The following is a 24,471-nucleotide window of genomic DNA, read 5'->3' on the forward strand; positions in this document are numbered from 1 at the left end:
CGCTGACTCAGGACGACATCCCGGCCCAGAACCACTGGGTTTTCTTGCTTTTTATATGGGTGAACGCCGGCATGAGTTCACCTTCGTCGAAATGTCGACGAGAGCCAAACTGTGCGCTGCTGAACCAGCAGCCAGATCGAGGGCATGCCTGCCCCGCATCAACCGGCGGCAGCGGTTTTTCATCAAATCGCGCATACCATTGCGCGGTGGTTTCCTCGGTAAAGCCGATACCGGGAGCAAGGTAGGGATGAAGGTTGCCGGTGTCCTGCAGGCGAACCGGTTTGATCATACGGTTGACCGTCACATAAGGTTGCGGCGGCAGGCCTCGACCACCCAATTCAGGCACCGCACCCGCCCGAATGATCAACCCGTTGCGATAGCTATGAAACACGATGTCGCTGTGCGCGCTCATCTCGCCCCGCAATCTGTCGCTCCCTCCCAGCTGCCTGACAAACCCTTCGCCCAGCACCGTATACCAGCTGACGCCCTTTATACGGTCCAGCAAACGCAGGCTTTCAATGTGCGGACCGGGATCGACCATCAACCCGATGTAGTCCTGAGCCAGTCGATACTCCCAGGGTAAATACTGGTGCCCATCGCAAGGCAATACACAGGCGAGCCCGCCAAAACCATGCTCGGCCTGCACTTCGCTGCTTAGATAGCGGATCCAGGCTTCATAGTTCTTCAAACCGTCAGGCTCGGTCAGGCAGGACCAGGGCAAGACCATTTTCAGGCAAGAGCGATCGTTGTCGGCTTGCCCCTGCGGGGTGTTCATGACAAACAGGCTGTACATGGCGACCTCGGCCTGGGTCGCACTGGCGATAGACCAGATGAACTGCTCGTCCGGGAGGCTCTCGACAACCTGACGCCGGGTCGACGCAAAACCCGATGCGCTCAAGCGACGCATGCGCTTGAACAGTTGCCATTTGAGTTTCGGCTTGAACGCCTCATAGAAGCGCGAAAAGCAGGCTTCGACCCGACGCTTCATCTCCAGCGTGTGACCATTGCGGAAATACAGTGTAGTGATCAACCCAAGCCGAATGACGGGTGTCCCCAATTCAGAATCCATGGCAACCCGTTCGGATTGCTGCGCGACTCCGGCCAGCAGCCTCACAGCATCAGTTGTAGTGTCCGACATGCTCTGCCCTCCCCTTGATCGAGAGAGCCAGATTTACGCTCATGCCTGCATGCCCTTTGCATGTTTCGATCACGTCCGACGCAGACCTGCGATTACGCAAGCCACGACCCTGCCCACGCGCGTACATTTCAGCGGATCTGGCGTTGATTTCAGGGCACATGGGCGCAAGATTCGGCAAAAACATGCAACCTTCCTCTCTTCTGATCTTTCCGGAGCCGAAGAGTGAAGGGAGTTTTCCCGCGGGGCAATACTCGGAAATTACTTTGGGAAATCAGCTACATGTATCAGGAAATGTCCTACCCACTTCCTACAATATTTTGTCGGATCAATACCCGGTCGGCAGCAATCGGTGAGTGCAATAGATCAGGACGGGTAAACAGTCGGTAAACACACTGTATAAAAAATACGAATTGGAGTTAGGCTTTGTATGAAAGATAACGGCCCGACTGAACCGGCATGCTCCAAGGCCTGTCATCTTCAGTCAGGAAGCCTTGCTGATTCTTAGCGTAGGGCTGAAGCGCAGCATGTCCAGACACACATCAACCAGTTGCTCGGCCTCTGCCGGCAATGAAAAGCTGTCTGGAACCAGCAGCCATTGATAAATGATGCCATTGACGTAAGAAAACAGGGCGACTGCGGCCCGGGCCGTATCGAGATCTTTGGGAAGTTGCCCCTGGCGCACGGCATTGTTCAGCCCCAGGGTGATCCGGTCGTGGCACTGTATGGCGTTGTCCTGACGCTGACGACGAAAATCACACATCTCGTCAGTAAACTCGCACTTGTGAAACAGGATTTCATTGATGCGACGGGTTTTCGGGTCCAGGGCGAGCTCATGAAACAAATGAATCAAAAGATTTCTCATACAGCCCAGTGGGTCTTCTTCCTCTTCGCTCTGACTGGCCTGCGCCATTTCATCGAGCGGTTCCTGAAGGCTGTCGAGCATTGCCTGAACCAGATCGGCCTTATTGTTGAAGTGCCAGTAAATGGCTCCTCGCGTCACACCGGCAAGCGTTGCAATGTCAGCCAGCGTGGTGCGGGCGACGCCTCGCTCATAAAAAGCCTGCTCGGCAGCCTCCAGAATCTGGCTGCGAGTGATCTGAGCTTCCTCTTTGGTGCGACGAACCATGGCAATAAAACCTCAAAAAATTCACCTCAGGCACGCGTCTGGCGGCAGACCTGGAGATATGACCGGGCGGCATTTGTCTCGCCTTGTCCCGAATTGGCTGTCGGCACTGTGAATAGTGGCCGAATGCGCACAGCGGGTGTTTACAAACAGCCGCGAATGTAAGTATATTCCTTAGCATGCTACTTATCTAGCCGAAATATTTTTTAACACTTCAACGTACTGTTGAGACAACAGGCTCCTGCCCCGAGGATCTTCATGCAATTCAAGCCAGCTGTTACCGTTCTGGTCACTGCCGTCGCCCTGGCAACCCTGCTCAGTGGCTGTAGCAAGAAGGAACAGGCGGCCCCGCCTGCGCAAACCCCTCAGGTCGGCGTCGTTACCCTCAAAGCACAGCCCTATACCCTGACCACCGAGTTGCCAGGCCGGACCACCGCATTCCGCGTCGCCGAGGTACGCCCTCAGGTCAACGGCATCATTCTCAAACGTCTGTTTACCGAAGGTGGCGACGTCAAAGCCGGTCAGCAGCTTTATCAGATTGACCCGGCTGTCTATGAGGCCAATGCCAACAGCGCCAAGGCGACTCTGCAGTCCGCCAAGTCGATGTCTGATCGCTACAAGCAACTGGTCAGCGAGCAAGCGGTAAGCCGTCAGGAATACGACACCGCCCAGGCATCCACGCAGGAAGCTCAGGCCGCCTTGCAGACCGCCCAGATCAATCTGCGCTACACCAAGGTGCTGGCACCTATTTCCGGTCGTATCGGCCGCTCCGCAGTGACCGAAGGCGCACTGGTGAGCAGTGCACAGACCGATGCGATGGCAACCATCCAGCAGCTCGATCCGATCTACGTGGACGTGGTTCAGTCGTCTGCCGACATGCTCAAACTGCGCAATGACCTGGAAAGCGGCAAGCTGCAGAAAGCTGGCGATAACGCGGCCAAGGTCAAGCTGACGCTGGAAGACAACAGTGTCTACGGCCAGGAAGGCAAGCTGGAATTCTCCGAAGTATCGGTTGACCAGACCACAGGCTCGGTAACCTTGCGCGCCGTGTTCCCGAACCCGGAACATCGCCTGCTGCCTGGCATGTTCGTCCACGCTCAATTGCAGGCTGGCGTCAGTGCGAAAGCCATTCTGGCGCCGCAGCAAGGCGTGACCCGCGACCTGAAAGGCACGCCGACCGCCATGATCGTCAACCAGGACAACAAGGTTGAAATGCGTACGCTGGTGGCCAACCGCACCGTGGGCAGCGACTGGCTGATCGAAGACGGCTTGAAAGAAGGTGATCGGGTCATTACCGAAGGCTTGCAGTACGTCAAACCAGGCGCCGAAGTGAAAGTCGCCGAAGCGACCAACGTCAAAGGAGCAAACCCGGCACCTGCCCCGGCCACTGATAAAGCCGCAGGCAGCAAAGGGGAGTAACCCATGTCGAAATTCTTTATTGATCGACCCATTTTTGCCTGGGTTATTGCCCTCGTGATCATGCTGGTCGGTGCGCTGTCGATTTCCAGCCTGCCGATCAACCAGTACCCGAGCATCGCACCACCAGCCATCGGTATTCAGGTTACCTATCCGGGCGCTTCTGCCCAGACGGTGCAGGACACTGTGGTGCAGGTGATCGAGCAACAGCTCAACGGTATCGACAACCTGCGTTATGTGAGCTCGGAAAGTAACTCCGACGGCAGCATGACTATTACCGCGACCTTCAATCAGGGCACCAACCCCGATACGGCGCAGGTTCAGGTGCAGAACAAGCTCAACCTCGCGACCCCGCTGTTGCCACAGGAAGTGCAGCAACAGGGTATCCGCGTGACCAAGGCAGTGAAGAACTTCCTGATGGTGATCGGCCTGGTGTCCGAAGACGGCAGCATGGGCAAGGAAGACCTGGCCAACTACATCGTGTCGAACATGCAGGACCCGATTTCCCGGACCTCCGGTGTGGGTGACTTCCAGGTCTTCGGTTCGCAGTACGCCATGCGTATCTGGCTGGACCCGGCCAAGCTGAACAACTTCCAGCTGACTCCGGTGGACGTGAAAAACGCGATCACTGCGCAGAATGTTCAGGTATCGTCCGGCCAGTTGGGTGGCCTGCCGTCCATCAGCGGCCAGCAACTGAACGCCACGATCATCGGCAAGACGCGTCTGCAGACCGCCGAGCAGTTCGGCAACATCTTCCTCAAGGTCAACACCGACGGCTCGCAGGTTCGCCTCAAGGACGTCGCGACTGTCGGCCTGGGCGCAGAGAACTACAGCACCGACTCGCAGTTCGACGGTAAACCGGCATCGGGTCTGGCGATCAAACTCGCGACCGGCGCCAACGCACTGGATACCGCCAAGGCTATCCGTGCGACCGTTTCGTCGCTGGAGCCGTTCTTCCCGCCAGGCATGAAAGTCGTGTACCCGTATGACACCACGCCAGTGGTCAGCGAATCGATCAACGGTGTGGTTCACACCCTGATCGAAGCGATCGTGCTGGTGTTCCTGGTGATGTACCTGTTCCTGCAAAACTTCCGCGCCACGGTCATCACGACCATGACCGTACCGGTGGTATTGCTGGGCACGTTCGGCATCCTCGCGGCATTCGGCTTCACCATCAACACCCTGACCATGTTCGGTATGGTGCTGGCCATCGGCTTGCTGGTGGACGATGCGATTGTGGTGGTGGAAAACGTCGAGCGGGTGATGGAGGAGGAAAAGCTCTCCCCGCGCGACGCCACGATCAAATCCATGACCCAGATCCAGGGTGCGCTGGTCGGTATTGCGCTGGTGCTGTCGGCGGTTCTGCTGCCCATGGCGTTCTTCGGCGGCTCTACCGGGGTGATCTACAAGCAATTCTCGATCACTATCGTCTCGGCCATGGCCCTGTCGGTGGTTGTCGCCCTGATCTTCACCCCGGCGCTGTGCGCCACCATGCTCAAGCCTATCGATGAGAAGACCCACGGCCAGCCAAAACGTGGTTTCTTCGGCTGGTTCAACCGCACCTTCGACCGCAGCGTTCTGAGCTACGAACGTGGCGTCGGCAACATGCTCAAGCACAAATGGCCGGCCTATCTGGGCTATATCCTGATCTGCGCAGGCATGGTCTGGATGTTCATGCGTATCCCGGCCGCGTTCCTTCCGGAAGAAGATCAGGGCGTCATCTTTGCCCAGATTCAGACCCCGGCAGGCTCCTCGACCGAGCGTACGCAGGAAGTCATCGACAACATGCGTGAATACCTGCTGACCAAGGAAAGCGGCGCAGTGAAGTCGGTGTTCTCGGTAAACGGCTTCAACTTTGCGGGCCGCGGCCAAAGCTCGGCGATTGCGTTCGTCATGCTCAAGCCGTGGGAAGAACGGGATTCCAACAACAGCGTCTTCGAGCTGGCCAAGCGCGCTCAGGGCTATTTCTTCAGCCTGCGCGACGCAATGGTGTTCGCGGTCGTTCCACCGTCTGTTCTCGAGCTGGGTAACGCCACAGGTTTCGACGTTTACCTGCAGGATCAGGGCGGCGTGGGTCACGACAAACTGATGGAAGCGCGTAACCAGTTCCTCGGTATGGCGGCGCAGAGCAAGGTTCTCGCAGGCGTGCGTCCGAACGGGCTGAACGACGAGCCACAATACCAGTTGATCATCGACGACGAACGCGCCAGTGCGCTGGGCATTACCCTGTCGGACATCAACAACACACTGTCCATCGCGTTGGGTGGCAGCTACGTCAATGACTTCATCGACCGTGGCCGTGTGAAGAAGGTGTACATCCAGGGCGATGCAGGTGCCCGTATGACGCCTGAAGACCTCAAGAAGTGGTACGTGCGCAACAGCTCGGGTGAAATGGTGCCGTTCTCGGCCTTCGCCAGCGGCAAATGGACCTACGGCTCACCGAAACTGTCGCGCTACAACGGCGTGGCAGCAGAGGAAGTGCTCGGTACTCCTGCCCCGGGTTACAGCAGCGGCGAGGCGATGGCCGAGGTAGAAGCCCTGGCCAAGAAACTGCCGCAAGGTATCGGCATTTCGTGGACCGGTCTGTCCTACGAGGAACGTTTGTCCGGCTCGCAGGCCCCTGCCCTCTACGCGCTGTCGTTGCTGGTGGTGTTCCTGTGTCTGGCGGCGCTGTATGAAAGCTGGTCGATTCCGATCGCGGTCATCCTCGTGGTGCCGCTGGGGGTTATCGGTGCACTGATGGCAACCAGCCTGCGTGGCCTGTCCAACGACGTGTTCTTCCAGGTGGGCTTGCTGGTGACGGTGGGTCTGGCGGCGAAGAACGCCATTCTGATCGTCGAGTTCGCCAAAGAGCTGCACGAACAGGGCAAGAGCCTGGTCGACTCGGCAATCGAGGCGTGCCGCATGCGTCTGCGCCCGATTATCATGACGTCCATGGCGTTTATCCTCGGCGTTGTGCCGCTGGCAATCTCCACGGGCGCAGGTTCAGGTAGTCAACATTCGATCGGTACTGGTGTAATTGGCGGTATGATCACGGCCGTTATCCTGGCGATCTTCTGGGTGCCCCTGTTCTTTGTCTCGGTTTCAGGGCTCTTCAAGAGCAAGAAGAAACATATTTCACACGATGAGGCTGGCCAATGAGCAAGTCATTGATCTCTCTTGCAGTTACCGCGTTCATTCTCGGCGGCTGCTCTTTGATCCCCGAGTACAAGCAGCCGGAAGCACCGGTCGCCGCACAATATCCGCAAGGGCCAGCGTACTCGCCGGTCGAAGGCGCCAAAATGGCCGCTGCGGAGCAAGGCTGGCGGCACTTCTTCAATGATCCGGCGCTGCAACAGCTGATTCAGACTGCACTGCTCAACAACCGTGACCTTCGGGTCGCGGCTCTGAACATTGACGCCTACCGTGCCCAGTACCGTATTCAGCGCTCGGACCTGTTCCCTGCTGTTTCGGCGACAGGTAGCGGTACTCGTCAACGCGTGCCAGCCGAACAGTCGCAGACCGGTCAAGCAGGCATCACCAGCAGCTATTCGGCAACGCTGGGTGTCAGCTCGTACGAACTGGACCTCTTTGGCCGGGTGCGCAGCCTCAGCGAGCAGGCGCTGGAAACCTACTTCTCCAGCGAAGAAGCGCGTCGCAGCACCCAGATCAGTCTGGTGGCCAGCGTCGCCAATGCCTACATGACCTGGCAGGCCGACAAGGAACTGCTCAAGCTGACGCAAGACACCCTCAAGACCTACGAAGAAAGCTATCGCCTGACCTCGCGCAGCAATGAAGTCGGTGTTTCCTCGGCCCTGGACCTGAGCCAGTCACGCACCGCCGTCGAAAGCGCGCGTGCCAAACTGGCTCAGTACGAGCGTCTGGTTGCACAGGATCAGAACAGTCTGGTGCTGCTGCTCGGCACCGGGCTGCCCGACAACCTGCCGGCCAGCCACTTGCTGGATTCCGACATGCTGACCGAAATGCCGGCTGGCCTGCCGTCCGATCTGCTGCAGCGTCGTCCGGACATTCTGGAGGCCGAGCATACGCTCAAGGCAGCCAACGCCAACATTGGCGCAGCACGCGCAGCGTTCTTCCCGAGCATCAGCCTGACGGCCAGTGCCGGGACCAGCAGCACTGAGCTGTCCGGCCTGTTCAAGGGAGGCTCGGGAACCTGGCTGTTCCAGCCGAGCATCAATATCCCGATCTTCAACGCCGGCAACCTGCGCGCCAGCCTGGACTACTCGAAGATCCAGAAAGAAATCAGCGTCGCCAACTACGAGAAGGCGATTCAAACCGCCTTCCAGGAAGTGTCTGACGGCCTGGCTTCGCGCAAGACCTACGACGAGCAGCTCCAGGCGCAACGTGACTTCGTCGCGGCCAACCAGGACTACTACCGTCTGGCCGAGCGTCGCTACCGGATCGGTATCGACAGCAACCTGACCTTCCTCGACGCCCAGCGCTCGTTGTTCAGTGCGCAACAAACGCTGATCACCGATCGCCTGTCGCAGCTGACCAGCGAGGTCAACCTGTACAAGGCCCTCGGCGGCGGCTGGTACGAAAGGACCGGGCAGACCGAAACCATCTCCAAAGAGAAGCCTTCTGTTCAACTGTTCTAATTTAAAGCAGCACACAAAAAAACCACCTCATCAGGTGGTTTTTTTGTGGCCGAAACAAACCTGCGATCAATGGTCCTGATGCAGGTACTTGGGCTCTTTGGGCAAACGCAGACTGAACAGGAACGCTACCGCCATCATCGCCGTCACGTACCAGTAAAAGCTGTTTTCCATTCCGGCACTCTTGAGTTTCAGTGCAACCCACTCAGCCGAGCCGCCGAACATTGCGTTGGCCACTGCGTACGCGAGCCCGACGCCCAGTGCGCGAACCTGAGGCGGAAACATCTCGGCTTTGACCAGTCCGCTGATCGAGGTGTAGAAACTGACGATCGCCAGCGCCAGGGTAATCAGCACAAAGGCTATGAACGGGTTGGTGGTGGTCTTGAGCGTCATCAGGATCGGCACCGTACACAGCGTACCTAGGGCGCCGAACAAGAGCATCGAATTGCGACGGCCGATACGGTCCGCCAGCATGCCGAAAAACGGCTGCATGCACATGTACAGAAACAGCGCGCCGGTCATGATGTAACTAGCGGTCTTGGCTTCCATGCCTCCGGTGTTGACCAGGTATTTCTGCATGTAGGTCGTGAAGGTGTAGAAAATCAGTGAGCCACCGGCGGTGTAGCCCAGCACGGTGATGAAGGCCGCTGCGTGATGCTTGAACAGTGCGGCAATACTGCCTGCATCCTTGTCCTGACGGCTTTCGGCGGTAGTGGTTTCATTGAGTGTGCGACGCAGCAGCAAGGCAATGACAGCAGCGGCCGCACCGATCACGAACGGGATACGCCAGCCGTAGTCACGCAGCTCTTCGGTGGTCAGAAACTGCTGGAGGATGACCACTGTCAACACGGCAAGCAACTGGCCGCCGATCAGGGTGACGTACTGGAACGAGGCATAAAAACCGCGCTGCCCGCGTAAGGCCACTTCACTCATGTACGTGGCCGTGGTGCCGTATTCACCGCCCACCGACAGGCCTTGAAGCAGGCGCGCCATGAGCAGCAAGGCCGGTGCCCAGGCACCGATCGAAGCGTAGGTTGGCAAGCAAGCGATGATCAGCGATCCCGCGCACATCATGGTGACCGAAATCAGCATGGAGTTCTTGCGGCCATGCTTGTCCGCCACACGGCCAAACAACCAGCCACCAATCGGGCGCATCAGAAAACCAGCAGCAAACACGCCTGCGGTGTTGAGCAACTGTACCGTCGGATCATCGGAAGGAAAAAAGGCAGGCGCGAAATAGATCGCGCAGAAGGCGTAGATATAAAAGTCGAACCATTCGACCAGGTTGCCCGATGACGCCCCGACAATCGCGAAGATTCTTTTGCTTCGCTCCTCGCCGGTGTAATGCGGTGCTTTTGATGTTGTAGTCATTATTTTCCCCACGCGGATTTGTCCATAAGCAACAATCTGTAACATCCTACTCACCCAAGCACAACAACCCGAACCAGCGGATTGCCTTTTCGTGGAGGCAATCCGCTGAATCGGGTCATTGAACCGTGGGTTATGTCGGGGGTTATGGGCGTTCTATCGCCAGGGCAAGGCCCTGCCCTACGCCGACGCACATGGTTGCCAGACCTTTGCGTCCCCCGTTTTTTTCCAGGTGGTGCAACGCAGTCAGCACCAGCCGTGCGCCGCTCATGCCCAGTGGATGGCCGAGCGCAATGGCCCCGCCGTTGGGGTTGACCTGCGGTGCGTCGTCCGCCAGGCCCAGCTCGCGCAGAACTGCCAGACCCTGGCTGGCGAAGGCTTCGTTGAGCTCGATGACGTCGAAATCAGTCACCGCAAGACCCAACCGTTCGACCAGCTTGCGCACCGCAGGCACCGGGCCGATGCCCATCACCCGAGGCGCAACCGCTGCGCTGGCCATACCCAGTACACGGGCACGGGGCGTCAGGCCGTGCTTTCTGACAGCTTCGGCCGAAGCCAGAATCAATGCAGCAGCCCCGTCGTTGACCCCGGAGGCATTACCTGCGGTGACAGTTTTGTCCGCACCGTTGACCGGCTTTAGTTTGCTCAGGGTTTCCAGACTGGTATCGCTGCGCGGATGCTCGTCCTTGTCGACGATGGTTTCGCCTTTTTTGTGCGCAACTCGTACCGGCACGATCTCTTCCTCGAAAAAGCCCGCAGCCTGGGCAACGGCAGTGCGCTGCTGGCTGCGCAGGGCGAAAGCGTCCTGATCGGCTCGAGAAATCTTGAAGTCGGTTGCAACGTTGTCGCCTGTCTCGGGCATTGAGTCCACGCCGTACTGCGCTTTCATCGCCGGGTTGATGAAGCGCCAGCCGATGGTGGTGTCTTCCAGCTTCATGTTGCGCGAGAACGCTGCATCAGCCTTGCCCATCACGAACGGCGCACGGGACATCGACTCAACGCCACCGGCAATCGCCAGTTCGATTTCGCCGGAAGCGATGGCACGGAACGCGGTGCCGATGGCGTCCATCCCGGAAGCACACAGGCGATTGAGGGTCACCCCCGGCACGCTTTCCGGCAGCCCCGCCAACAGCGCAGCCATGCGCGCAACGTTGCGGTTGTCCTCACCGGCCTGGTTGGCACAGCCGAAGAATACTTCGTCGATCTCTTCCCAGTTGACCGATGGGTTGCGCTCCATCAGTGCCTTGATCGGCACCGCGGCCAGGTCGTCGGCACGCACCGAAGACAGCCCGCCGCCAAAGCGACCGATGGGTGTGCGAATCGCATCGCAAATAAATACTTCACGCATCACGCTTCTCCTGCAACTTGACCATGAGCGGCGGCAGTCCGGGCTTCCAGATCACGCAGCGCCGTCAGCTCGACCTCGGTAGGCTCTTCGGAGACGACCACTGTGTCGGCAAAGCGGATCTCCCAGCCCGTGGCAGCGATCACCTGCTCGCGAGTCACGCCAGGGTGCAGCGTGGTCACAACGAACTCGTTGGTGTCAGCTTCCGGCTCCATGATGCACAGGTCGGTAATGATCCCCACCGGGCCTGCACCGGGCAGCCCCAGGCGCTTGCGCGAATCGCCGCCCTCTCCGTGGCCGACCGAGGTGATAAAGTCCAGCTTGTTGACGAACGAACGCGCCGACTGCTTGAGAATGATCAGCACTGACTTGGCCGAACCGGCGATTTCCGGCGCGCCACCGGCACCCGGCAGGCGCACCTTGGGATGATGATAATCACCGACAACGGTGGTGTTGATGTTGCCGAAGCGGTCCACCTGCGCTGCGCCGAGAAAGCCGACGTCGACGCGCCCACCCTGCAGCCAGTAACGAAAGATTTCGCTGGTGGACACCACCGTGTCGGCGGTTTCCGCCAACTCGCCATCGCCAATCGACAGCGGTAACACGGTAGGTTTGGCACCAATCGGGCCGGACTCGTAGATCAACACCACGTCGGGCGCTGATGTCAGACGCGCCAGGTTCGCAGCCTTGGAGGGCAGACCGATGCCAACGAAGCATACCGAGCCATTACGCAGACGACGGGCTGCGGCAACGGTCATCATTTCACTGGTGGAGTAGGTCATTATTTGGCCTCCGAAGCGCGAGCCAGCTTGCTCTGGAATTCACTGAAATCTGCGGTGCCGTGGATGTATTCATCGATCCACGCGGTGAAGGTGTCACGGTCCCGGGCAATCGGGTCCCAGGCCTGGTAGAACGGGTTGTCACGCTCGTAATAGCCATGCGCATAAGACGGGTGGGCACCACCGGGCACCAGACACACGGCGCTCAATGCCCAGGTCGGCAGTACGCAGGAATTCATCGGCGCTTTCAGGTCATCGACAATTTCTTCCACCGTCACAATGCAACGCTTCGCAGCCAGCGCGGCCTCTTTCTGCGCGCCGAGAATTCCCCAGAGCAGCACGTTGCCTTTGCGGTCGGCTTTCTGTGCATGGATAACAGTCACGTCCGGGCGTACCGATGGCACCGCCGCCAGCACCTCACCGGTAAACGGGCAGGTCACCGTCTTGATCAGCGGGTTGACCTTGGGCAGGTCGGACCCGGCGTAGGCGCGCAGCACCGCGAACGGCAGGCCCGACGCACCAGCCACGTAGGCATTGGCGAGGTCGGCATGGCTGTGCTCTTCAATTTCCATCGCGCGCGGCCATTGCTTTTCAACGGCATCACGCAGGCGGTGCAGAGAACCGACACCGGGGTTGCCGCCCCACGAAAAAATCAGACGCTTCGCACAACCGGCACCGATCAACTGGTCGTAGATCAGGTCAGGCGTCATGCGCACGAGGGTCAGGTCTTTTTTACCCTGACGGATAATTTCATGACCAGCGGCGGTGGGGATCAGATGCGTGAAGCCTTCCAGCGCAACGATGTCGCCATCGTTGACCAGTTGCTTCACCGCATCGCGTAGAGAAAGAATATCTGCCATGAGGTGCTCCGAACCCAACATCACGTTCAATAAACAGCGCGAAGACCTGCGCCGGAATGAAAATGAGGTTATGCCTGAGCAGGCGGGCAAACAATCCGATAATCGACTAACCGTTCGGTAACCGAACAAATTCAGCGAACTAACAGTCGCTTCACGAGCTCGGATAACCAGGCTCGTTTAACCATACGCAAGCAAACAAGGTCAGGTAAACAGCTGCGTACTGAGGTCGCGACTGGCATCGAGCATGATCGGCAAAAAGCGCTGTTCCAGCTCGCTACGTGCCACACGGCCGGCGCTGGTACTGACATTCAGCGCCGCCAGCACCTGGCCCGACGCATCATAGACCGGCACGGCAATCGAGCGCAGCCCCTGCTCCAGTTCCTGATCGACAATACACCAGCCTTGTTGACGAACCAGTTGCAGACATTCCAGCAGCGCTTCCGGCGTGCGAATGGTACGACTGGTCTTGGGCTGCAGATCGACATGATCAAGGTATTCATGCAACGACACATCATCCAGCGCGGCCAGCAGAATTCGGCCCATGGACGTGCAATATGCCGGAAGGCGACCGCCCACCGACAGGTCGACCGAGATCAATCGCTGCGTGGTCGCCGAGCGCGCTATATAAAGGATGTCGTCCCCTTCAAGCGTGGCCATGTTGCAAGCCTCGTGCAACTGATCGCTCATACGGTCCAGATAAGGCTGCGAAGAAGTCGCCAGAGGTGTAGATGACAGATAGGCGTGGCCCAGGGTCAGCACTTTGGGCAGCAGCGAGTACGTACGACCATCGGTGGTCGCGTAACCCAGCTTGATCAACGTATGCAGACAGCGACGCACTGCAGCCCGGGGAATTTCCGTCCGGTGGCTGATCTGGGCAATGGTCAGGTGCCGCTTGCGCTCCTGAAATGCATGAATAACGGCAAGCCCTCGCGCCAGCGAAGTCATGAAATCCGGGTCACCGGTCAGCGCCTGAATGCGCTTTGCGGGTGACGCCACGATGGGCGGTGCCAATGAGGCAAAAGATTTACGCAGTTCATCGTTCATTGACACACCCTCTATAACTCCCTTTCAGGCCCTGTGGAGCGCAGGTTTCAGGTCTATTGGAAGCAGTGAAGACAGCCTCTGCTTGTGCGATTATCGAACAGGTGGCCGATAATCGCAATTGACCCGCCGTAAATATACTTATACCTTTACCTCTGCCACGAAGTGACTTCTTGGAAATTACTGGTCAGGTACCCACTGAGAAGTCCAAGGCAGCGGCCTTGCTTACCAAGCAAGGCCGTTTTCATTGCGGCAGCGCCTGCTGCGCATGAACACGCCCCGCCTGCTGAACCCCGCATCACAACTCCAGACATCGTGCATATAAAACTCTCTGAATTTCATCGTCAGGGTTTTGTCACCAGGTGTGTAAAATTTGTTTTATAAAAGTTCCGTCATATAAATGGCTCACTAAAACTTCGGAACAATCGTACAAAAAAACCAGACCTGTGAACTTATTCAACCTCTGTTGTTGACGTAACAGAACTTCTTGGAGATAGTATCCATCAGTGGGTCGGCAACACCCTCGCAAACGATTGATCCGTTCACCCGATTTCTGCCTCGATTATCCCGTCGAAGCGCTGTCACGGTGCACCATCGCCGCGCGATCAAAGGGAAGCCTGCCAGCGCAAGCCTTGCGCTCGAAATCACACACATGTCGCTACGACAGCTGTTTCTCTGGTGTACGTAGCCGCAGGCAATAACAGGATGTTCCGCAACCTCTTCGGGCAATGGCCCGAGCAGGTCTCTGACTGTATCTGGTATACAGTCCGAATGGCGTGAACATACTTGCATTGTTTTGCGTCATCACCAGAACTCAATCGACTCGATCAGGTATTACAGTGACTAAAGATGAACTGCGCGCGGAACTTGAGCGCCAGGAACAACGTTACAAGGATGTCTACGGCGGTGAAATCACCACCTACGCCGCGCAACCGGAACCGGAACGCAAGCCTTGGCGCAAAAGAGCCAGCCTGCTGGACCAGGCGTTCAAGCAAGAATTGCAAAAAATGGAAGAAGGCCTGAAAGAAGAGCAGTGACATCGCGGGTCTCATGATCCCCGACTGCTCATCTCTGCCTTCCAGCCCCCGGAACTAACCGCCTTACAGCCTCATTGAGCATTCAACGGGGCGGCGCTCATGCGTCTTTTTTTTGGTTTGAGGCGACACCTCGCAGTGACGACAAGTCGTTCGGTATTTTTTCTGTCATAATCGCGCCCCCTTCAGACCCGGTCAGAAAACCTACATGATCGATTTATTCAGCGGGCTTGATGCCTGGGTGCTTGTGAGCCTTTTGCTCGCCCTGGCTTTTGTCCTCACCTTCGAGTTCATCAACGGCTTTCATGACACCGCCAACGCGGTGGCGACAGTCATTTATACCAAAGCCATGCCGCCTCATCTGGCCGTGTTCTTCTCTGGTGTATTCAACTTCCTCGGCGTGCTGCTGGGCGGTGTGGGCGTTGCTTACGCCATCGTCCATCTGCTGCCGGTCGAACTGCTCATCAACGTCAACACCGGACATGGCCTGGCCATGGTGTTCTCGCTGCTGGCGGCGGCCATTACCTGGAACCTCGGTACCTGGTACTTCGGTATCCCGGCCTCCAGTTCGCACACCCTGATCGGTTCGATACTCGGTGTCGGTCTGGCCAATGCACTGATCAACGGCATCCCGTTGGCCGACGGCGTCAACTGGCAGAAAGCGATCGACATTGGTGCTTCGCTGGTGTTCTCGCCGCTGGCCGGCTTCATCGTTGCAGGCCTGGTGCTGGTTGCGCTGAAATGGTGGCGCCCGCAGTCGAAGATGCATAAAACCCCGGACCAGCGTCGCAAGCTCGACGACAAGAAGCACCCTCCATTCTGGAACCGCCTGGTGCTGGTCATTTCCGCAATGGCGGTCAGCTTCGTACATGGTTCGAACGACGGTCAGAAAGGCATCGGTCTGATCATGCTGGTGCTCATCGGCATCGTGCCCAGCCAGTTTGTACTGGACCTGACCAGCACGACCTACCAGATCGAACGTACCCGCGATGCGACCCAGCATCTGAGCCAGTTCTATCAACGCAACAGCAGCACGCTGGGCGAATATCTGGCCATGGGCAAGGCTGAAAAAGGCGACTTGCCGTCCAGCTCTGCCTGTAATCCAAAGCAGACCGAGCCCACCATCGACGCGCTGCTCGACCGCCTCAAGGGCGTCTCCGACTACCACTCGCTGGCCCCTGAAAGCCGCATCGAAGTGCGCCGCTATCTCTTGTGCCTGGACGACACGGCGCGCAAGGTCGGCAAACTTCCAGACCTGTCAGCGCGTGAAAAATCCGATCTGGAGAAACTTCGCAAGGACCTGACCACCACCACAGAATACGCACCGTTCTGGGTAATTCTGGCAGTCGCACTGGCACTGGGTATCGGCACCATGGTTGGCTGGAAACGCGTGGTACTGACGATCGGCGAGAAGATCGGCAAGCAAGGCATGACTTACGCACAGGGCATGTCGGCGCAAATCACTACCGCCTGCGCCATCGGCATGGCCAACGTGTTCAGTCTTCCGGTATCTACCACCCACATCCTGTCATCAGGTGTTGCCGGGACCATGGTCGCCAACAAGAGCGGCCTGCAAGGCGGAACCGTTCGCACCATCCTGCTGGCCTGGGTGCTGACCCTGCCTGCAACGGTAGCGTTGTCCGCAGCGCTGTTCTGGCTGGCCTCCAAGGCACTGTCCTGATTCAGAGCCCCTCAGGCGGTGCAGCCTGCACTGCCTGAAGGGCTTGATTCACCCCTCCCCCTTCGCTCCTTTCTCGACAAGCCTTTCATCGGGCACTTCCGATTGCTGCAATTCACGCCATAGCGCTGCCGCACCGTCGAAATCGGCACCGTTTTCCGGAGTCAGGGCGGCGGGGTCATAGCGACTGAGACAGCCCTCGCCAAGTGTGGCGGGAGCGGTGGATGTGGCTTTATCGAGAGGATCGGTCATTGGCTGTCACCTTGAGCGTTGCACCATTGCCGACGAGCCAGGTCGGGAGCGCGACAGGCGCACTCCCGAAAAGATAGATCAGTCGAAGACGACTGTCTTGTTGTCGTGTACCAGAACACGGTCTTCCAGATGAGCGCGCAGGCCGCGGGCCAATACCATCTTTTCCACGTCGCGACCGAAGCGCACCATGTTTTCGATGCTGTCGCGATGGCTGACGCGCACCACATCCTGTTCGATGATCGGGCCGGCATCGAGCTCTTCGGTCACATAGTGGCAGGTTGCGCCAATCAACTTGACGCCACGCAACGACGCCTGATGATAAGGCTTGGCACCGACGAAGGATGGCAGGAAGCTGTGGTGAATGTTGATCACCTGATGGGCATATTCACGGCACAGTTGTGGCGGCAGAATTTGCATGTAACGCGCAAGAACCACAACGTCAGCCTGATGATGCCCGACCAGACGCGAGACTTCGGCAAATGCAGGCTCCTTGTCTTTCGGGTCTACCGGGACATGGTAATAAGGGATGTCATGCCACTCGACCATGCTGCGCAGGTCCTGGTGGTTTGAAATCACACAGGCTATGTCACAGTCGAGTTCGTCGCTGTGCCAACGATGCAGCAGGTCGGCCAGACAGTGCGATTCGCGGCTTGCCATGAGCACGACGCGCTTCTTCTGCGCCGAGTCGGTGATGCGCCAGTCCATCGAAAACTCTTCCGCGATCGGCGTGAACGCTTCACGGAACCCGTCCAGATCAAAAGGCAGGGTGTCGGCACGTATTTCGTGACGCATGAAAAACCAGCCGCTGAGATTGTCCGAATGATGACTCGCTTCGGTGATCCAGCCGTTATGGGACGCCAGAAAGTTACTGACTTTGGCAACGATGCCTACACGGTCCGGGCAAGCAATCACCAGACGAAAAGTGCGCATTGGGGGAAACTCCAGAACTTCGCAAAGCCGCTATTCTAGCGGCTGCGCAGCAAAACTGCAGTATCTTTGCTGCCTGAATGTGCAGGCCGAAAAGGACACCGCCCAGGCAAAAGATTGCACCGTGCCACTATCGACTTTTACCCCCCGCGACGCTTAACAAGACCTATATAAAGGAGGGCTTTATAGCGAGGATCTTTTGAAGGTGGCTCGGCGCCTGCCTAGTTCAGACGTCTGTAGGACGCGTGTATATTGCTAAATAATTCAAATAAAACTTTTATTTAATGTTTACTTGCTGATTTACAGTGACTATTATTGCCCCACTGTATCCCTGCAACCTACACAACATAAGGTCTCCTCATGTCCCTGATCAACGAATACCGCGCCACAGAAGAAGCCATCAAAGAACTGCAAGCCCGTTTGAAGAACCTGTCGCAAGACGACAAACTGCAAACCGAGCTGGAATTCGAAGGCAAGCTGCGTACGCTGATGGGCGAATATCAAAAGTCGCTGCGTGACATCATTGCCCTGCTGGATCCGGATGCCAAGGTAAACAAAGCCCCCCGTGGTGGCGCTGTTAAACCTGCCGGTACCAAACGCGCCCGTAAGGTCAAGCAATACAAGAACCCGCACAACGGTGAAGTCATCGAAACCAAAGGTGGCAACCACAAGACATTGAAAGAGTGGAAAGCCAAGTGGGGCAGTGACGACGTCGAAAGCTGGGCCACTCTGCTGGGCTAAGCTTAAAACGGTCGCGCTTCATTGCGATTGCAAAAACGCCAGCCTGCTGGCGTTTTTTATTGTCCGTTATTTATACACCCAGACGTTTACTCAGCGCCTGCGCGTAATCCTGCCACTGGCGCAACACCTCCAACTGCTCTGGCGCGGCACTAAGAGAGCATTCAGCCAGCGCAGTCGCAAAGTCCTTCAGGGTATTGGGTGCGCCCCGTTCCGGGTCGCTCAGACGCTGCTGACAGAAGTCTTGCCAACGTTGTTGCTCTTCACTGCTCAAGGTGTCAGGAAAGTTACGAGCCCGGTACCTGAATAACAATTCAGGCAATCGGGCGTCATCAAAAGGCCACGCGTCACGCGCCAGTTGTTCGGGCTCGGCTTGCCGAACTTGCTCGCACAGTCGACGATCACGATCACCGATAAAACCGTCATATAACTGCTGTTCTGGATCCTCACTTGCGGCAAAATCTTCCTTGCCATAAAGGACTCGCAGTTTATCCTGCCAAACTTCCGGGCTTTCACTCAATTGCGTTGCACGTGCCTGGTAGCCCGTCATATCCAATTGCAGCCGCTGCTGATCTTCGCTGCGCAGCACCCCCAGGGGGGCGATCACCGGGCAACGGTTTATATGCAGTAATTTGAGCGGCACCGGCAATTCGCCTTCCCCCAGCGCGTCATGCCGGGTATATAAACGCTGCTTGAGTACTTCAGCGTCGTCTTGCAACAACGGTGAAGGGTCAAGGTGCAGGTCACAGACGATCAGGGCGTTGCGGTTATGCGGGTGCCATGCCAGCGGCAGTACCACGCCAAGGTAACTGCGTGCCGCAGAAAAACGTCCCGATATATGCACCAGTGGCTGCATCAGACGAACCTGCTCCTGGACTTTCTGTTTACTGCGCAGTGTAAACAGATAGTCATAAAGCTTCGGCTGTTTTTCACGAATCAGGCGCGCCAGGGCAATAGTTGCACGCACGTCGGATAACGCATCATGCGCCTGTCCGTGATCAATGCCGTTGGCAGCAGTCAGTCGTTCCAGCTTGAGTGTGACCCGGCCGTCCTGTTCGGGCCAGACAATGCCATCGGGGCGCAATGCATAGGCTGCGCGCACGACATCGATAAGATCCCAGCGGCTGTTACCGCCCTGCCACTCGCGTGCATAAGGGTCGAAGAAGTTGCGATAAAAACTGTAACGCGTGACTTCGTCGTCGAAACGCAGTGTGTTGTACCCCGCACCACAGGTACCTGGCGCAGAAAGTTCGGCATGTACGCGAGTCATGAAATCCGCCTCGCACAAGCCTTTTTCTGCCAGCGTGGCCGGCGTGATTCCGGTGATCACACAAGCAGCGGGATGGGGCAGAATGTCGTCACTTAGCTGGCAATGCAGATTGACCGGCGACGCGATTTCATTGAGTTCGGTATCGGTGCGGATTCCGGCCATCTGCAGCGCACGATCATTGCGCGGGTTGATGCCGGTGGTTTCGTAGTCGTACCAGAAAATGCTGGAAGTCACGGGCTGATCCTGAACAAAAGACCCGCGAAGTGTAGGGCGTGACAGGTGTCATTGCCTAATCGGGTAATATCCGGCGTACCGGGAAATGTTTTCTTACAGCCCGCGTCTTGAATGGTCGGTTGCTTAGCTCCGCTGCGATAGCTAGCATCAGTTTTCGTTTTCAGGCGCGTCCTCCCGACAATGTCATCTCCTCCCGCTTCGCCAAGGAATGCAGCGCTGCCCACGCCACTGGACACCCGCATTGAAATCGAGACGCCGGAAGGCATCGATATGGTTCTTCGCCCTGCCGGACTGGTTTCCCGCGCATTGGCGTTCGGTATCGACTTCGCCATTCGCGCAACCCTCATCGGCGTGTTCTTTTTACTCTTGCAGTGGTTTGACAAGCTCGGCATGGGCCTGGCCGCCATCGTGTTTTTTCTGATCAACTGGTGGTACATGGTGCTGTTTGAAGTGCTGAGTCAGGGGCGTACTCCCGGAAAGCGGATACTAGGCCTGCGGGTGGTGCACGATGACGGCACGCCGATAGACTGGTCCGCGTCGTTGATACGCAACCTGCTGCGTTTCGTCGACATGCTCCCGCTGGGCTACGGGCTGGGTGCAATCAGTTGCCTGAGCCATCCATTATTCAAAAGGCTGGGTGATCTCGCAGCCGGGACGCTGGTCATCTATAGCGACCAGCCGATAACGCGCCCCACCCTGCCAGAGGCAGAACCGGTAATTGTGCCGTTCGCCCTGCATCTGGATGAACAGCGGGCAGTGCTCAGTCTGGCGGAACGACAAGGTGAACTGTCCATTGCCCGCACCCGGGAGCTGGCGGCAATTCTTGCAGAACCCTTGCACATCCCCGCTGATAAAGCGGTCGCTCATGTAAACGGCATCGCCCGCAACCTGCTGGGGCATAAATGAAGCAGAGCCTGTTTGAAACCCGCCATAAAGATGAGTGGCAACGCTTTGGTCAGCGCCTTGATGCGCTGGAAAACGGCAAGGCCGATGCCAATGCCTGCGAAACATTCCCCGGTGATTATCGACGCGTCTGCCACCACCTGGCGCTGGCACAGGAGCGTGGCTACAGCAGCCACCTGGTCGACCCCTTGCATCAACTGGCCATGCGTGGCCATCAACAACTTTACCGTCACCGCAGCGCGATAGGCGCTCGTCTGCTGGGCTTTGTACTCGGAGGTTTTCCGCGACTGGTGCGCGCCGAATGGCGTTTCGTCCTGGTCGCCAGCCTGTTGTTCTTTGGCAGCCTGATCGGCATGGGGTTGTTGGTCTACGGTTTTCCGCAACTGATCTACAGCATCGTCAGTCCTGAGCAACTGGCCGACATGCAGAGCATGTATGACCCATCGGCCAGCCGGATCGGACAACCCGCTGAAAGAGCCTCCGACGCAGACTGGATGATGTTCGGCTACTACATCATGAACAATATCGGTATTGCCTTTCAAACCTACGCCAGCGGTTTGCTGTTCGGGCTGGGCAGCCTGTTTTTTCTGCTGTTCAATGGATTGATGACAGGCGCAATTGCCGGTCATCTGACCGACATCGGCTTCGGGCAGACATTCTGGACATTCGTCATCGGTCACGGTGCTTTCGAGCTGACCGCCATCGCCCTGGCCGGGGCGGCGGGTCTTAAGCTGGGATGGGCTTTGCTGGCCCCTGGAAGGCTGACGCGCAGTACCGCGCTGCGTGTTGCGGCCAGAACCAGTGTGCAACTGATCGGCGGGGTCATCCTGTTTCTGCTGATTGCGGCATTCATCGAGGCTTACTGGTCATCGATGACCTGGCCCGGAGCGCTGCTCAAGTACCTTGCAGGTGCCGCCCTATGGCTGCTGGTCGCTGCGTATCTGACCCTGGCAGGACGTACACCTCATGCGCCTGACTGAGTCAAACGTCGCCATACGCCCTCGATCCCCTTGGGAAGCCATCGACCTGGGCGTGCTGCTAGCGGGTCGTCACCGCGGTCTGCTGATGAGCAGTTGGGCAATCGTCACCCTGCCCGTTTTCTGCCTGCTCAGCGCACTGCTATGGGACTATCCCACGGCCGCCATTCTGCTGTTCTGGTGGCTCAAGCCTGCGTTCGAACGCTTGCCGCTGCTCATCCTGTCGCAGTCACTGTTCGGGGCAACGCCTACCCTCGGGCAAGCCCTCAAGGCGTGGCCCGCGACCTTGAAAAGCCAGCTGTTGCCAAGCCTGTTGTGGCGAAGACTCTGCCTGAGTCGCAGCTTTCAGTTGCCGGTGCAGCAACTGGAGCATCTGGCAGGCACGGAACGCGACCTGCGTATCAGCCTGCTCAGCCAGAAAGACCTGCGTGCCGCACGGCTGCTCACCATCGTCGGCGCACACCTGGAATACTCATTGTGGGTAGGTCTGCTGATCCTGCTTTACGCGTTTATTCCGCAGCAGATCCAGATCGACTGGCACTGGATGAGTCTGCTCGACGTTGAAAACCAGTGGCTGTGGATCGACCACCTGACCAACCTCTTCTATGCACTGGCGCTGGTACTCTGGGAACCCATCTACGTTGCGTGCGGCTTTACCCTGTACCTCAATCGCCGAACGGTTCTTGAGGCGTGGGATATAGAGCTGGTTTTCAGACGCCTGCGTCAGCGCCTGATCGGCAGCGCCTATGTAGTGTTGATCGGTGTCGGACTGGTGCTTTCGACGGCACCGGCCAAGGTCTGGGCCGAACAAGAGAGCTACAGCTGCCCGCTGCCCGATAGCAACGCGACAGAACCGCCCACCTCCCTGGCTGCACCGGACACGCCGCGCCTGACCCGCCAGACACTGACCAGCGAAGCGGCACGTAGCGAAATACACAGCATCCTGCAACAGCCGCCCTTCAAGAACCCCAAAACCGAGACAGGCTGGCGCTTCCCTGAACAACAGAAAAGCCAGTCTGTGGTTCGGGACACCCACGACCAGGGCTGGCTGCTTACCTGGCTCAATCGGCTTCTTAGGGCCGCGAGCGCCATGGCCAGCCTGATTGAGGTGCTGCTGTGGGGCGTGGTTATCGGCCTGACCGGGCTGGTGCTCTGGTATTACAGAGACTGGTTCAAGACCTTTGTAAGCCGGGCGCCCGGCAGAACAAAAACCACACGCCCGGCTCCACGGCAGCTATTGGGCCTGCAAGTGAATGCCGAAAGCCTGCCTGACGATGTCGCGGGCCGGGCCGAGCAGCTCTGGAGCAGCCAGCCTCGTGAAGCCCTGAGCCTGTTGTACCGCGCACTGCTCAGTCGCTTGCTGAGCGACTATCGACTGCCGTTGAAAAGTGCCGATACCGAAGCTCAGGTACTGGCGCATATCGCTGCGCTGAACCAGCCGCTGCTCAGTGAATTCAGTCATGACCTGACCATGCACTGGCAAAACCTCGCCTACGGGCATCGACTGCCACCGGCGCATGCCCGGCAGCAGCTTTGCGATGGCTGGCGTCGCCTGTTCAATCCGGCGGTGCAGGCATGAGCCGCCGCACCGGAATACTGATCGGGCTACTGGCCCTTTTACTGCTGACAGGCGCAGGGCTTTACCTCAGCCGTCACCTGGAGCGCTACGAGAAAACCGTGGATCAGGGCCCCTCGCCACAGGCAAAGGCCAATCCCTGGCTTGCGGCCGAACACTTCCTGCGTAGCCTCTCCATCACGGTAAACACCACTGACACACTGGCCCGGCTTCCCGACCCGAGTCAGAGCACCCAGACGCTGCTGTTGCTCAATGACCGGGAAGACATGACACCTGCGCAAACCGAACGGCTGCTGAACTGGGCCGAAGCGGGCGGGCACCTGCTGGTAGTGGCCGAGCAACTCTGGAATGAGAAAAAAGGTCGCAGCGGCGATCTGTTGCTGGACAGGTTGCAAGTTCATCAATACCTCACTACGGACATCAATGCGCAGGAACAACAGCTGAGCGACGCTCAGCAGCCGCTGCCCATCCCGTTGATAACCCCCTCGCCAAAACGCAAAAAAGAGCCTTGGCCGGAACTGACCCGCTTGTATCTGGAAAACGAAAGTGCCCCGGCATACATGAGCTTCGATCCTGCGTTCCATCTGGAAGACCCGCAAGACCATGCACAGTCGTGGGCCAACAGCGCCGATGCCACACACCTGCTGCAAATAAACCGTGGTAACGGATTGATCACGATTGTGACTGACGCCAACCTGTGGAAAATCCGCTCGATCGGCAACTATGATAATGCCTGGCTGCTCTGGTATCTGACCCAGGGCAGTGAAGTGACCCTGGTGCTGCAAACCGAACACGACAACCTGCTGACCCTGCTGCTGCGCAACTACCCTCAGGCACTGCTGACGCTGGCGTTGCTGATTGGCCTGGGCCTCTGGCACATCGGCCTGCGCGAAGGCCCGATGCGACGGCTCGCCCCCCTTGCACGTCGCCAACTGACCGAGCACCTGCGTGCCAGCGCCGAGTTCCTGCGCAGACGCAGCGGGCAACAAACGCTGATAAAGAGCCTGCAACAAGACATCCTGCGCCGCGCCCGCCAGCTTCATCCAGGCTTCGAGCGGCTGGCTGTCGCAGAACAATGGCAGGTGCTTTCGCGTCTGACCCGACAGCCCACCAGCGCCATCAGCGACGCCCTGCGCCCTCGCCCGCCGCAACGCGTCTCACACAGCGAATTCACCCGTCAGGTAGCCCACCTGCAAACGCTCAGGAATGCCCTGTGA

At 58.1% G+C, this 24,471-nt stretch carries 20 protein-coding genes; 10 read left to right on the top strand and 10 right to left on the bottom strand.

Going from position 1 to position 24,471, the window contains the following annotated elements; all coding sequences use genetic code 11:
• Positions 1-7: 7 nt before the first annotated feature.
• Both RYC17_RS05385 and RYC17_RS05390 read right to left on the bottom strand, forming a co-directional pair.
• Positions 8-1,138: a DUF3396 domain-containing protein gene (locus tag RYC17_RS05385; RefSeq protein ID WP_058400777.1), complete on the bottom strand. Its 1,131-nt coding sequence runs from the start codon at positions 1,136-1,138 to the stop codon at positions 8-10.
• A gap of 481 nt (positions 1,139-1,619) precedes the next feature.
• A complete protein-coding gene (locus tag RYC17_RS05390; RefSeq protein ID WP_002554958.1) occupies positions 1,620-2,264 on the bottom strand; it encodes a TetR family transcriptional regulator in 645 nt (214 codons plus the stop codon).
• A gap of 255 nt (positions 2,265-2,519) precedes the next feature.
• Between RYC17_RS05390 and RYC17_RS05395 the strand changes: the two genes are divergently transcribed.
• The 3 genes from RYC17_RS05395 to RYC17_RS05405 are packed head-to-tail and all read left to right on the top strand — an operon-like array spanning position 2,520 to position 8,275.
• Complete coding sequence (locus RYC17_RS05395) at positions 2,520-3,680, top strand: efflux RND transporter periplasmic adaptor subunit (protein ID WP_058400775.1); 1,161 nt, start codon at positions 2,520-2,522, stop codon at positions 3,678-3,680.
• 3 nt (positions 3,681-3,683) lie between these two features.
• Positions 3,684-6,818 carry an efflux RND transporter permease subunit gene (locus tag RYC17_RS05400; RefSeq protein WP_058400774.1) on the top strand — a complete coding sequence of 1,045 codons (3,135 nt, stop codon included), beginning with the start codon at positions 3,684-3,686 and terminating at the stop codon, positions 6,816-6,818.
• Entirely contained in the window at positions 6,815-8,275 is a 1,461-nt protein-coding gene (locus RYC17_RS05405; RefSeq protein WP_058400773.1) for an AdeC/AdeK/OprM family multidrug efflux complex outer membrane factor, read from the top strand. Before RYC17_RS05400 ends, RYC17_RS05405 begins: the two co-directional genes overlap by 4 nt.
• Positions 8,276-8,341: 66 nt before the next feature.
• Here the strand turns inward: RYC17_RS05405 and RYC17_RS05410 are convergent, their stop codons facing one another.
• The 5 genes from RYC17_RS05410 to pcaR form a co-directional block, all read right to left on the bottom strand.
• Positions 8,342-9,643, bottom strand: a complete 1,302-nt coding sequence (locus RYC17_RS05410) for an MFS family transporter (RefSeq protein WP_058408078.1) — start codon at positions 9,641-9,643, stop codon at positions 8,342-8,344.
• Between the two features lie 142 nt (positions 9,644-9,785).
• Entirely contained in the window at positions 9,786-10,991 is a 1,206-nt protein-coding gene (pcaF, locus tag RYC17_RS05415; protein ID WP_316902621.1) for a 3-oxoadipyl-CoA thiolase, read from the bottom strand.
• A complete protein-coding gene (locus RYC17_RS05420; RefSeq protein WP_170947368.1) occupies positions 10,988-11,770 on the bottom strand; it encodes a CoA-transferase subunit beta in 783 nt (260 codons plus the stop codon). The genes pcaF and RYC17_RS05420 overlap by 4 nt, the downstream gene beginning before the upstream one ends.
• Positions 11,767-12,624 carry a CoA transferase subunit A gene (locus RYC17_RS05425; RefSeq protein WP_058400839.1) on the bottom strand — a complete coding sequence of 286 codons (858 nt, stop codon included), beginning with the start codon at positions 12,622-12,624 and terminating at the stop codon, positions 11,767-11,769. The genes RYC17_RS05420 and RYC17_RS05425 overlap by 4 nt, the downstream gene beginning before the upstream one ends.
• Positions 12,625-12,825: 201 nt before the next feature.
• The gene (gene pcaR / locus RYC17_RS05430) at positions 12,826-13,668 is read right to left on the bottom strand and encodes a pca regulon transcriptional regulator PcaR (RefSeq protein ID WP_003363842.1); all 843 of its coding nucleotides are present in this window, start codon (positions 13,666-13,668) and stop codon (positions 12,826-12,828) included.
• Positions 13,669-14,504: 836 nt separating this feature from the next.
• Between pcaR and RYC17_RS05435 the strand changes: the two genes are divergently transcribed.
• Both RYC17_RS05435 and RYC17_RS05440 read left to right on the top strand, forming a co-directional pair.
• Positions 14,505-14,702, top strand: coding sequence for a hypothetical protein (locus RYC17_RS05435; RefSeq protein WP_058400770.1), 198 nt, complete (start codon positions 14,505-14,507; stop codon positions 14,700-14,702).
• A 205-nt stretch (positions 14,703-14,907) separates the two neighbouring features.
• The gene (locus RYC17_RS05440; RefSeq protein WP_058400769.1) at positions 14,908-16,380 is read left to right on the top strand and encodes an inorganic phosphate transporter; all 1,473 of its coding nucleotides are present in this window, start codon (positions 14,908-14,910) and stop codon (positions 16,378-16,380) included.
• A gap of 48 nt (positions 16,381-16,428) precedes the next feature.
• On the opposite strand, the gene RYC17_RS05445 is transcribed toward RYC17_RS05440, so the two are convergent.
• A complete protein-coding gene (locus tag RYC17_RS05445; RefSeq protein ID WP_122258126.1) occupies positions 16,429-16,629 on the bottom strand; it encodes a hypothetical protein in 201 nt (66 codons plus the stop codon).
• A 78-nt stretch (positions 16,630-16,707) separates the two neighbouring features.
• The gene (gene purU / locus RYC17_RS05450; RefSeq protein WP_003363851.1) at positions 16,708-17,559 is read right to left on the bottom strand and encodes a formyltetrahydrofolate deformylase; all 852 of its coding nucleotides are present in this window, start codon (positions 17,557-17,559) and stop codon (positions 16,708-16,710) included.
• A gap of 357 nt (positions 17,560-17,916) precedes the next feature.
• Here purU and mvaT point away from each other — a divergent pair, with 357 nt between their 5' ends.
• Positions 17,917-18,297 (top strand): histone-like nucleoid-structuring protein MvaT, encoded by a 381-nt coding sequence (gene mvaT / locus RYC17_RS05455; RefSeq protein WP_002554971.1) that lies wholly within the window; start codon positions 17,917-17,919, stop codon positions 18,295-18,297.
• A gap of 70 nt (positions 18,298-18,367) precedes the next feature.
• On the opposite strand, the gene sbcB is transcribed toward mvaT, so the two are convergent.
• Positions 18,368-19,798, bottom strand: a complete 1,431-nt coding sequence (sbcB, locus tag RYC17_RS05460; protein WP_058400767.1) for an exodeoxyribonuclease I — start codon at positions 19,796-19,798, stop codon at positions 18,368-18,370.
• 180 nt (positions 19,799-19,978) lie between these two features.
• Here sbcB and RYC17_RS05465 point away from each other — a divergent pair, with 180 nt between their 5' ends.
• The 4 genes from RYC17_RS05465 to RYC17_RS05480 are packed head-to-tail and all read left to right on the top strand — an operon-like array spanning position 19,979 to position 24,471.
• Positions 19,979-20,704 carry an RDD family protein gene (locus tag RYC17_RS05465; protein ID WP_316902622.1) on the top strand — a complete coding sequence of 242 codons (726 nt, stop codon included), beginning with the start codon at positions 19,979-19,981 and terminating at the stop codon, positions 20,702-20,704.
• Positions 20,701-21,681, top strand: a complete 981-nt coding sequence (locus RYC17_RS05470; RefSeq protein WP_316902623.1) for a stage II sporulation protein M — start codon at positions 20,701-20,703, stop codon at positions 21,679-21,681. Before RYC17_RS05465 ends, RYC17_RS05470 begins: the two co-directional genes overlap by 4 nt.
• The gene (locus tag RYC17_RS05475; RefSeq protein ID WP_122281584.1) at positions 21,668-23,257 is read left to right on the top strand and encodes a DUF4129 domain-containing protein; all 1,590 of its coding nucleotides are present in this window, start codon (positions 21,668-21,670) and stop codon (positions 23,255-23,257) included. The genes RYC17_RS05470 and RYC17_RS05475 overlap by 14 nt, the downstream gene beginning before the upstream one ends.
• A complete protein-coding gene (locus RYC17_RS05480; protein ID WP_316902624.1) occupies positions 23,254-24,471 on the top strand; it encodes a DUF4350 domain-containing protein in 1,218 nt (405 codons plus the stop codon). The genes RYC17_RS05475 and RYC17_RS05480 overlap by 4 nt, the downstream gene beginning before the upstream one ends.

This window comes from Pseudomonas syringae group sp. J248-6, assembly GCF_032586995.1.
Classification (GTDB): Bacteria; Pseudomonadota; Gammaproteobacteria; order Pseudomonadales; family Pseudomonadaceae; genus Aquipseudomonas; species Aquipseudomonas amygdali.

Bases quoted from the DNA above. Each gene is read 5' to 3' on its own strand.
- RYC17_RS05445 (WP_122258126.1), bottom strand. From the start codon at position 16,629: ATGACCGATCCTCTCGATAAAGCCACATCCACCGCTCCCGCCACACTT.
- RYC17_RS05440 (WP_058400769.1), top strand. From the start codon at position 14,908: ATGATCGATTTATTCAGCGGGCTTGATGCCTGGGTGCTTGTGAGCCTT.
- purU (WP_003363851.1), bottom strand. From the start codon at position 17,559: ATGCGCACTTTTCGTCTGGTGATTGCTTGCCCGGACCGTGTAGGCATC.
- RYC17_RS05385 (WP_058400777.1), bottom strand. From the start codon at position 1,138: ATGTCGGACACTACAACTGATGCTGTGAGGCTGCTGGCCGGAGTCGCG.
- RYC17_RS05410 (WP_058408078.1), bottom strand. From the start codon at position 9,643: ATGACTACAACATCAAAAGCACCGCATTACACCGGCGAGGAGCGAAGC.
- RYC17_RS05390 (WP_002554958.1), bottom strand. From the start codon at position 2,264: ATGGTTCGTCGCACCAAAGAGGAAGCTCAGATCACTCGCAGCCAGATT.
- mvaT (WP_002554971.1), top strand. From the start codon at position 17,917: ATGTCCCTGATCAACGAATACCGCGCCACAGAAGAAGCCATCAAAGAA.
- RYC17_RS05465 (WP_316902622.1), top strand. From the start codon at position 19,979: ATGTCATCTCCTCCCGCTTCGCCAAGGAATGCAGCGCTGCCCACGCCA.
- RYC17_RS05470 (WP_316902623.1), top strand. From the start codon at position 20,701: ATGAAGCAGAGCCTGTTTGAAACCCGCCATAAAGATGAGTGGCAACGC.
- pcaR (WP_003363842.1), bottom strand. From the start codon at position 13,668: ATGAACGATGAACTGCGTAAATCTTTTGCCTCATTGGCACCGCCCATC.
- RYC17_RS05400 (WP_058400774.1), top strand. From the start codon at position 3,684: ATGTCGAAATTCTTTATTGATCGACCCATTTTTGCCTGGGTTATTGCC.
- RYC17_RS05480 (WP_316902624.1), top strand. From the start codon at position 23,254: ATGAGCCGCCGCACCGGAATACTGATCGGGCTACTGGCCCTTTTACTG.
- RYC17_RS05425 (WP_058400839.1), bottom strand. From the start codon at position 12,624: ATGGCAGATATTCTTTCTCTACGCGATGCGGTGAAGCAACTGGTCAAC.
- RYC17_RS05395 (WP_058400775.1), top strand. From the start codon at position 2,520: ATGCAATTCAAGCCAGCTGTTACCGTTCTGGTCACTGCCGTCGCCCTG.
- RYC17_RS05475 (WP_122281584.1), top strand. From the start codon at position 21,668: ATGCGCCTGACTGAGTCAAACGTCGCCATACGCCCTCGATCCCCTTGG.
- RYC17_RS05405 (WP_058400773.1), top strand. From the start codon at position 6,815: ATGAGCAAGTCATTGATCTCTCTTGCAGTTACCGCGTTCATTCTCGGC.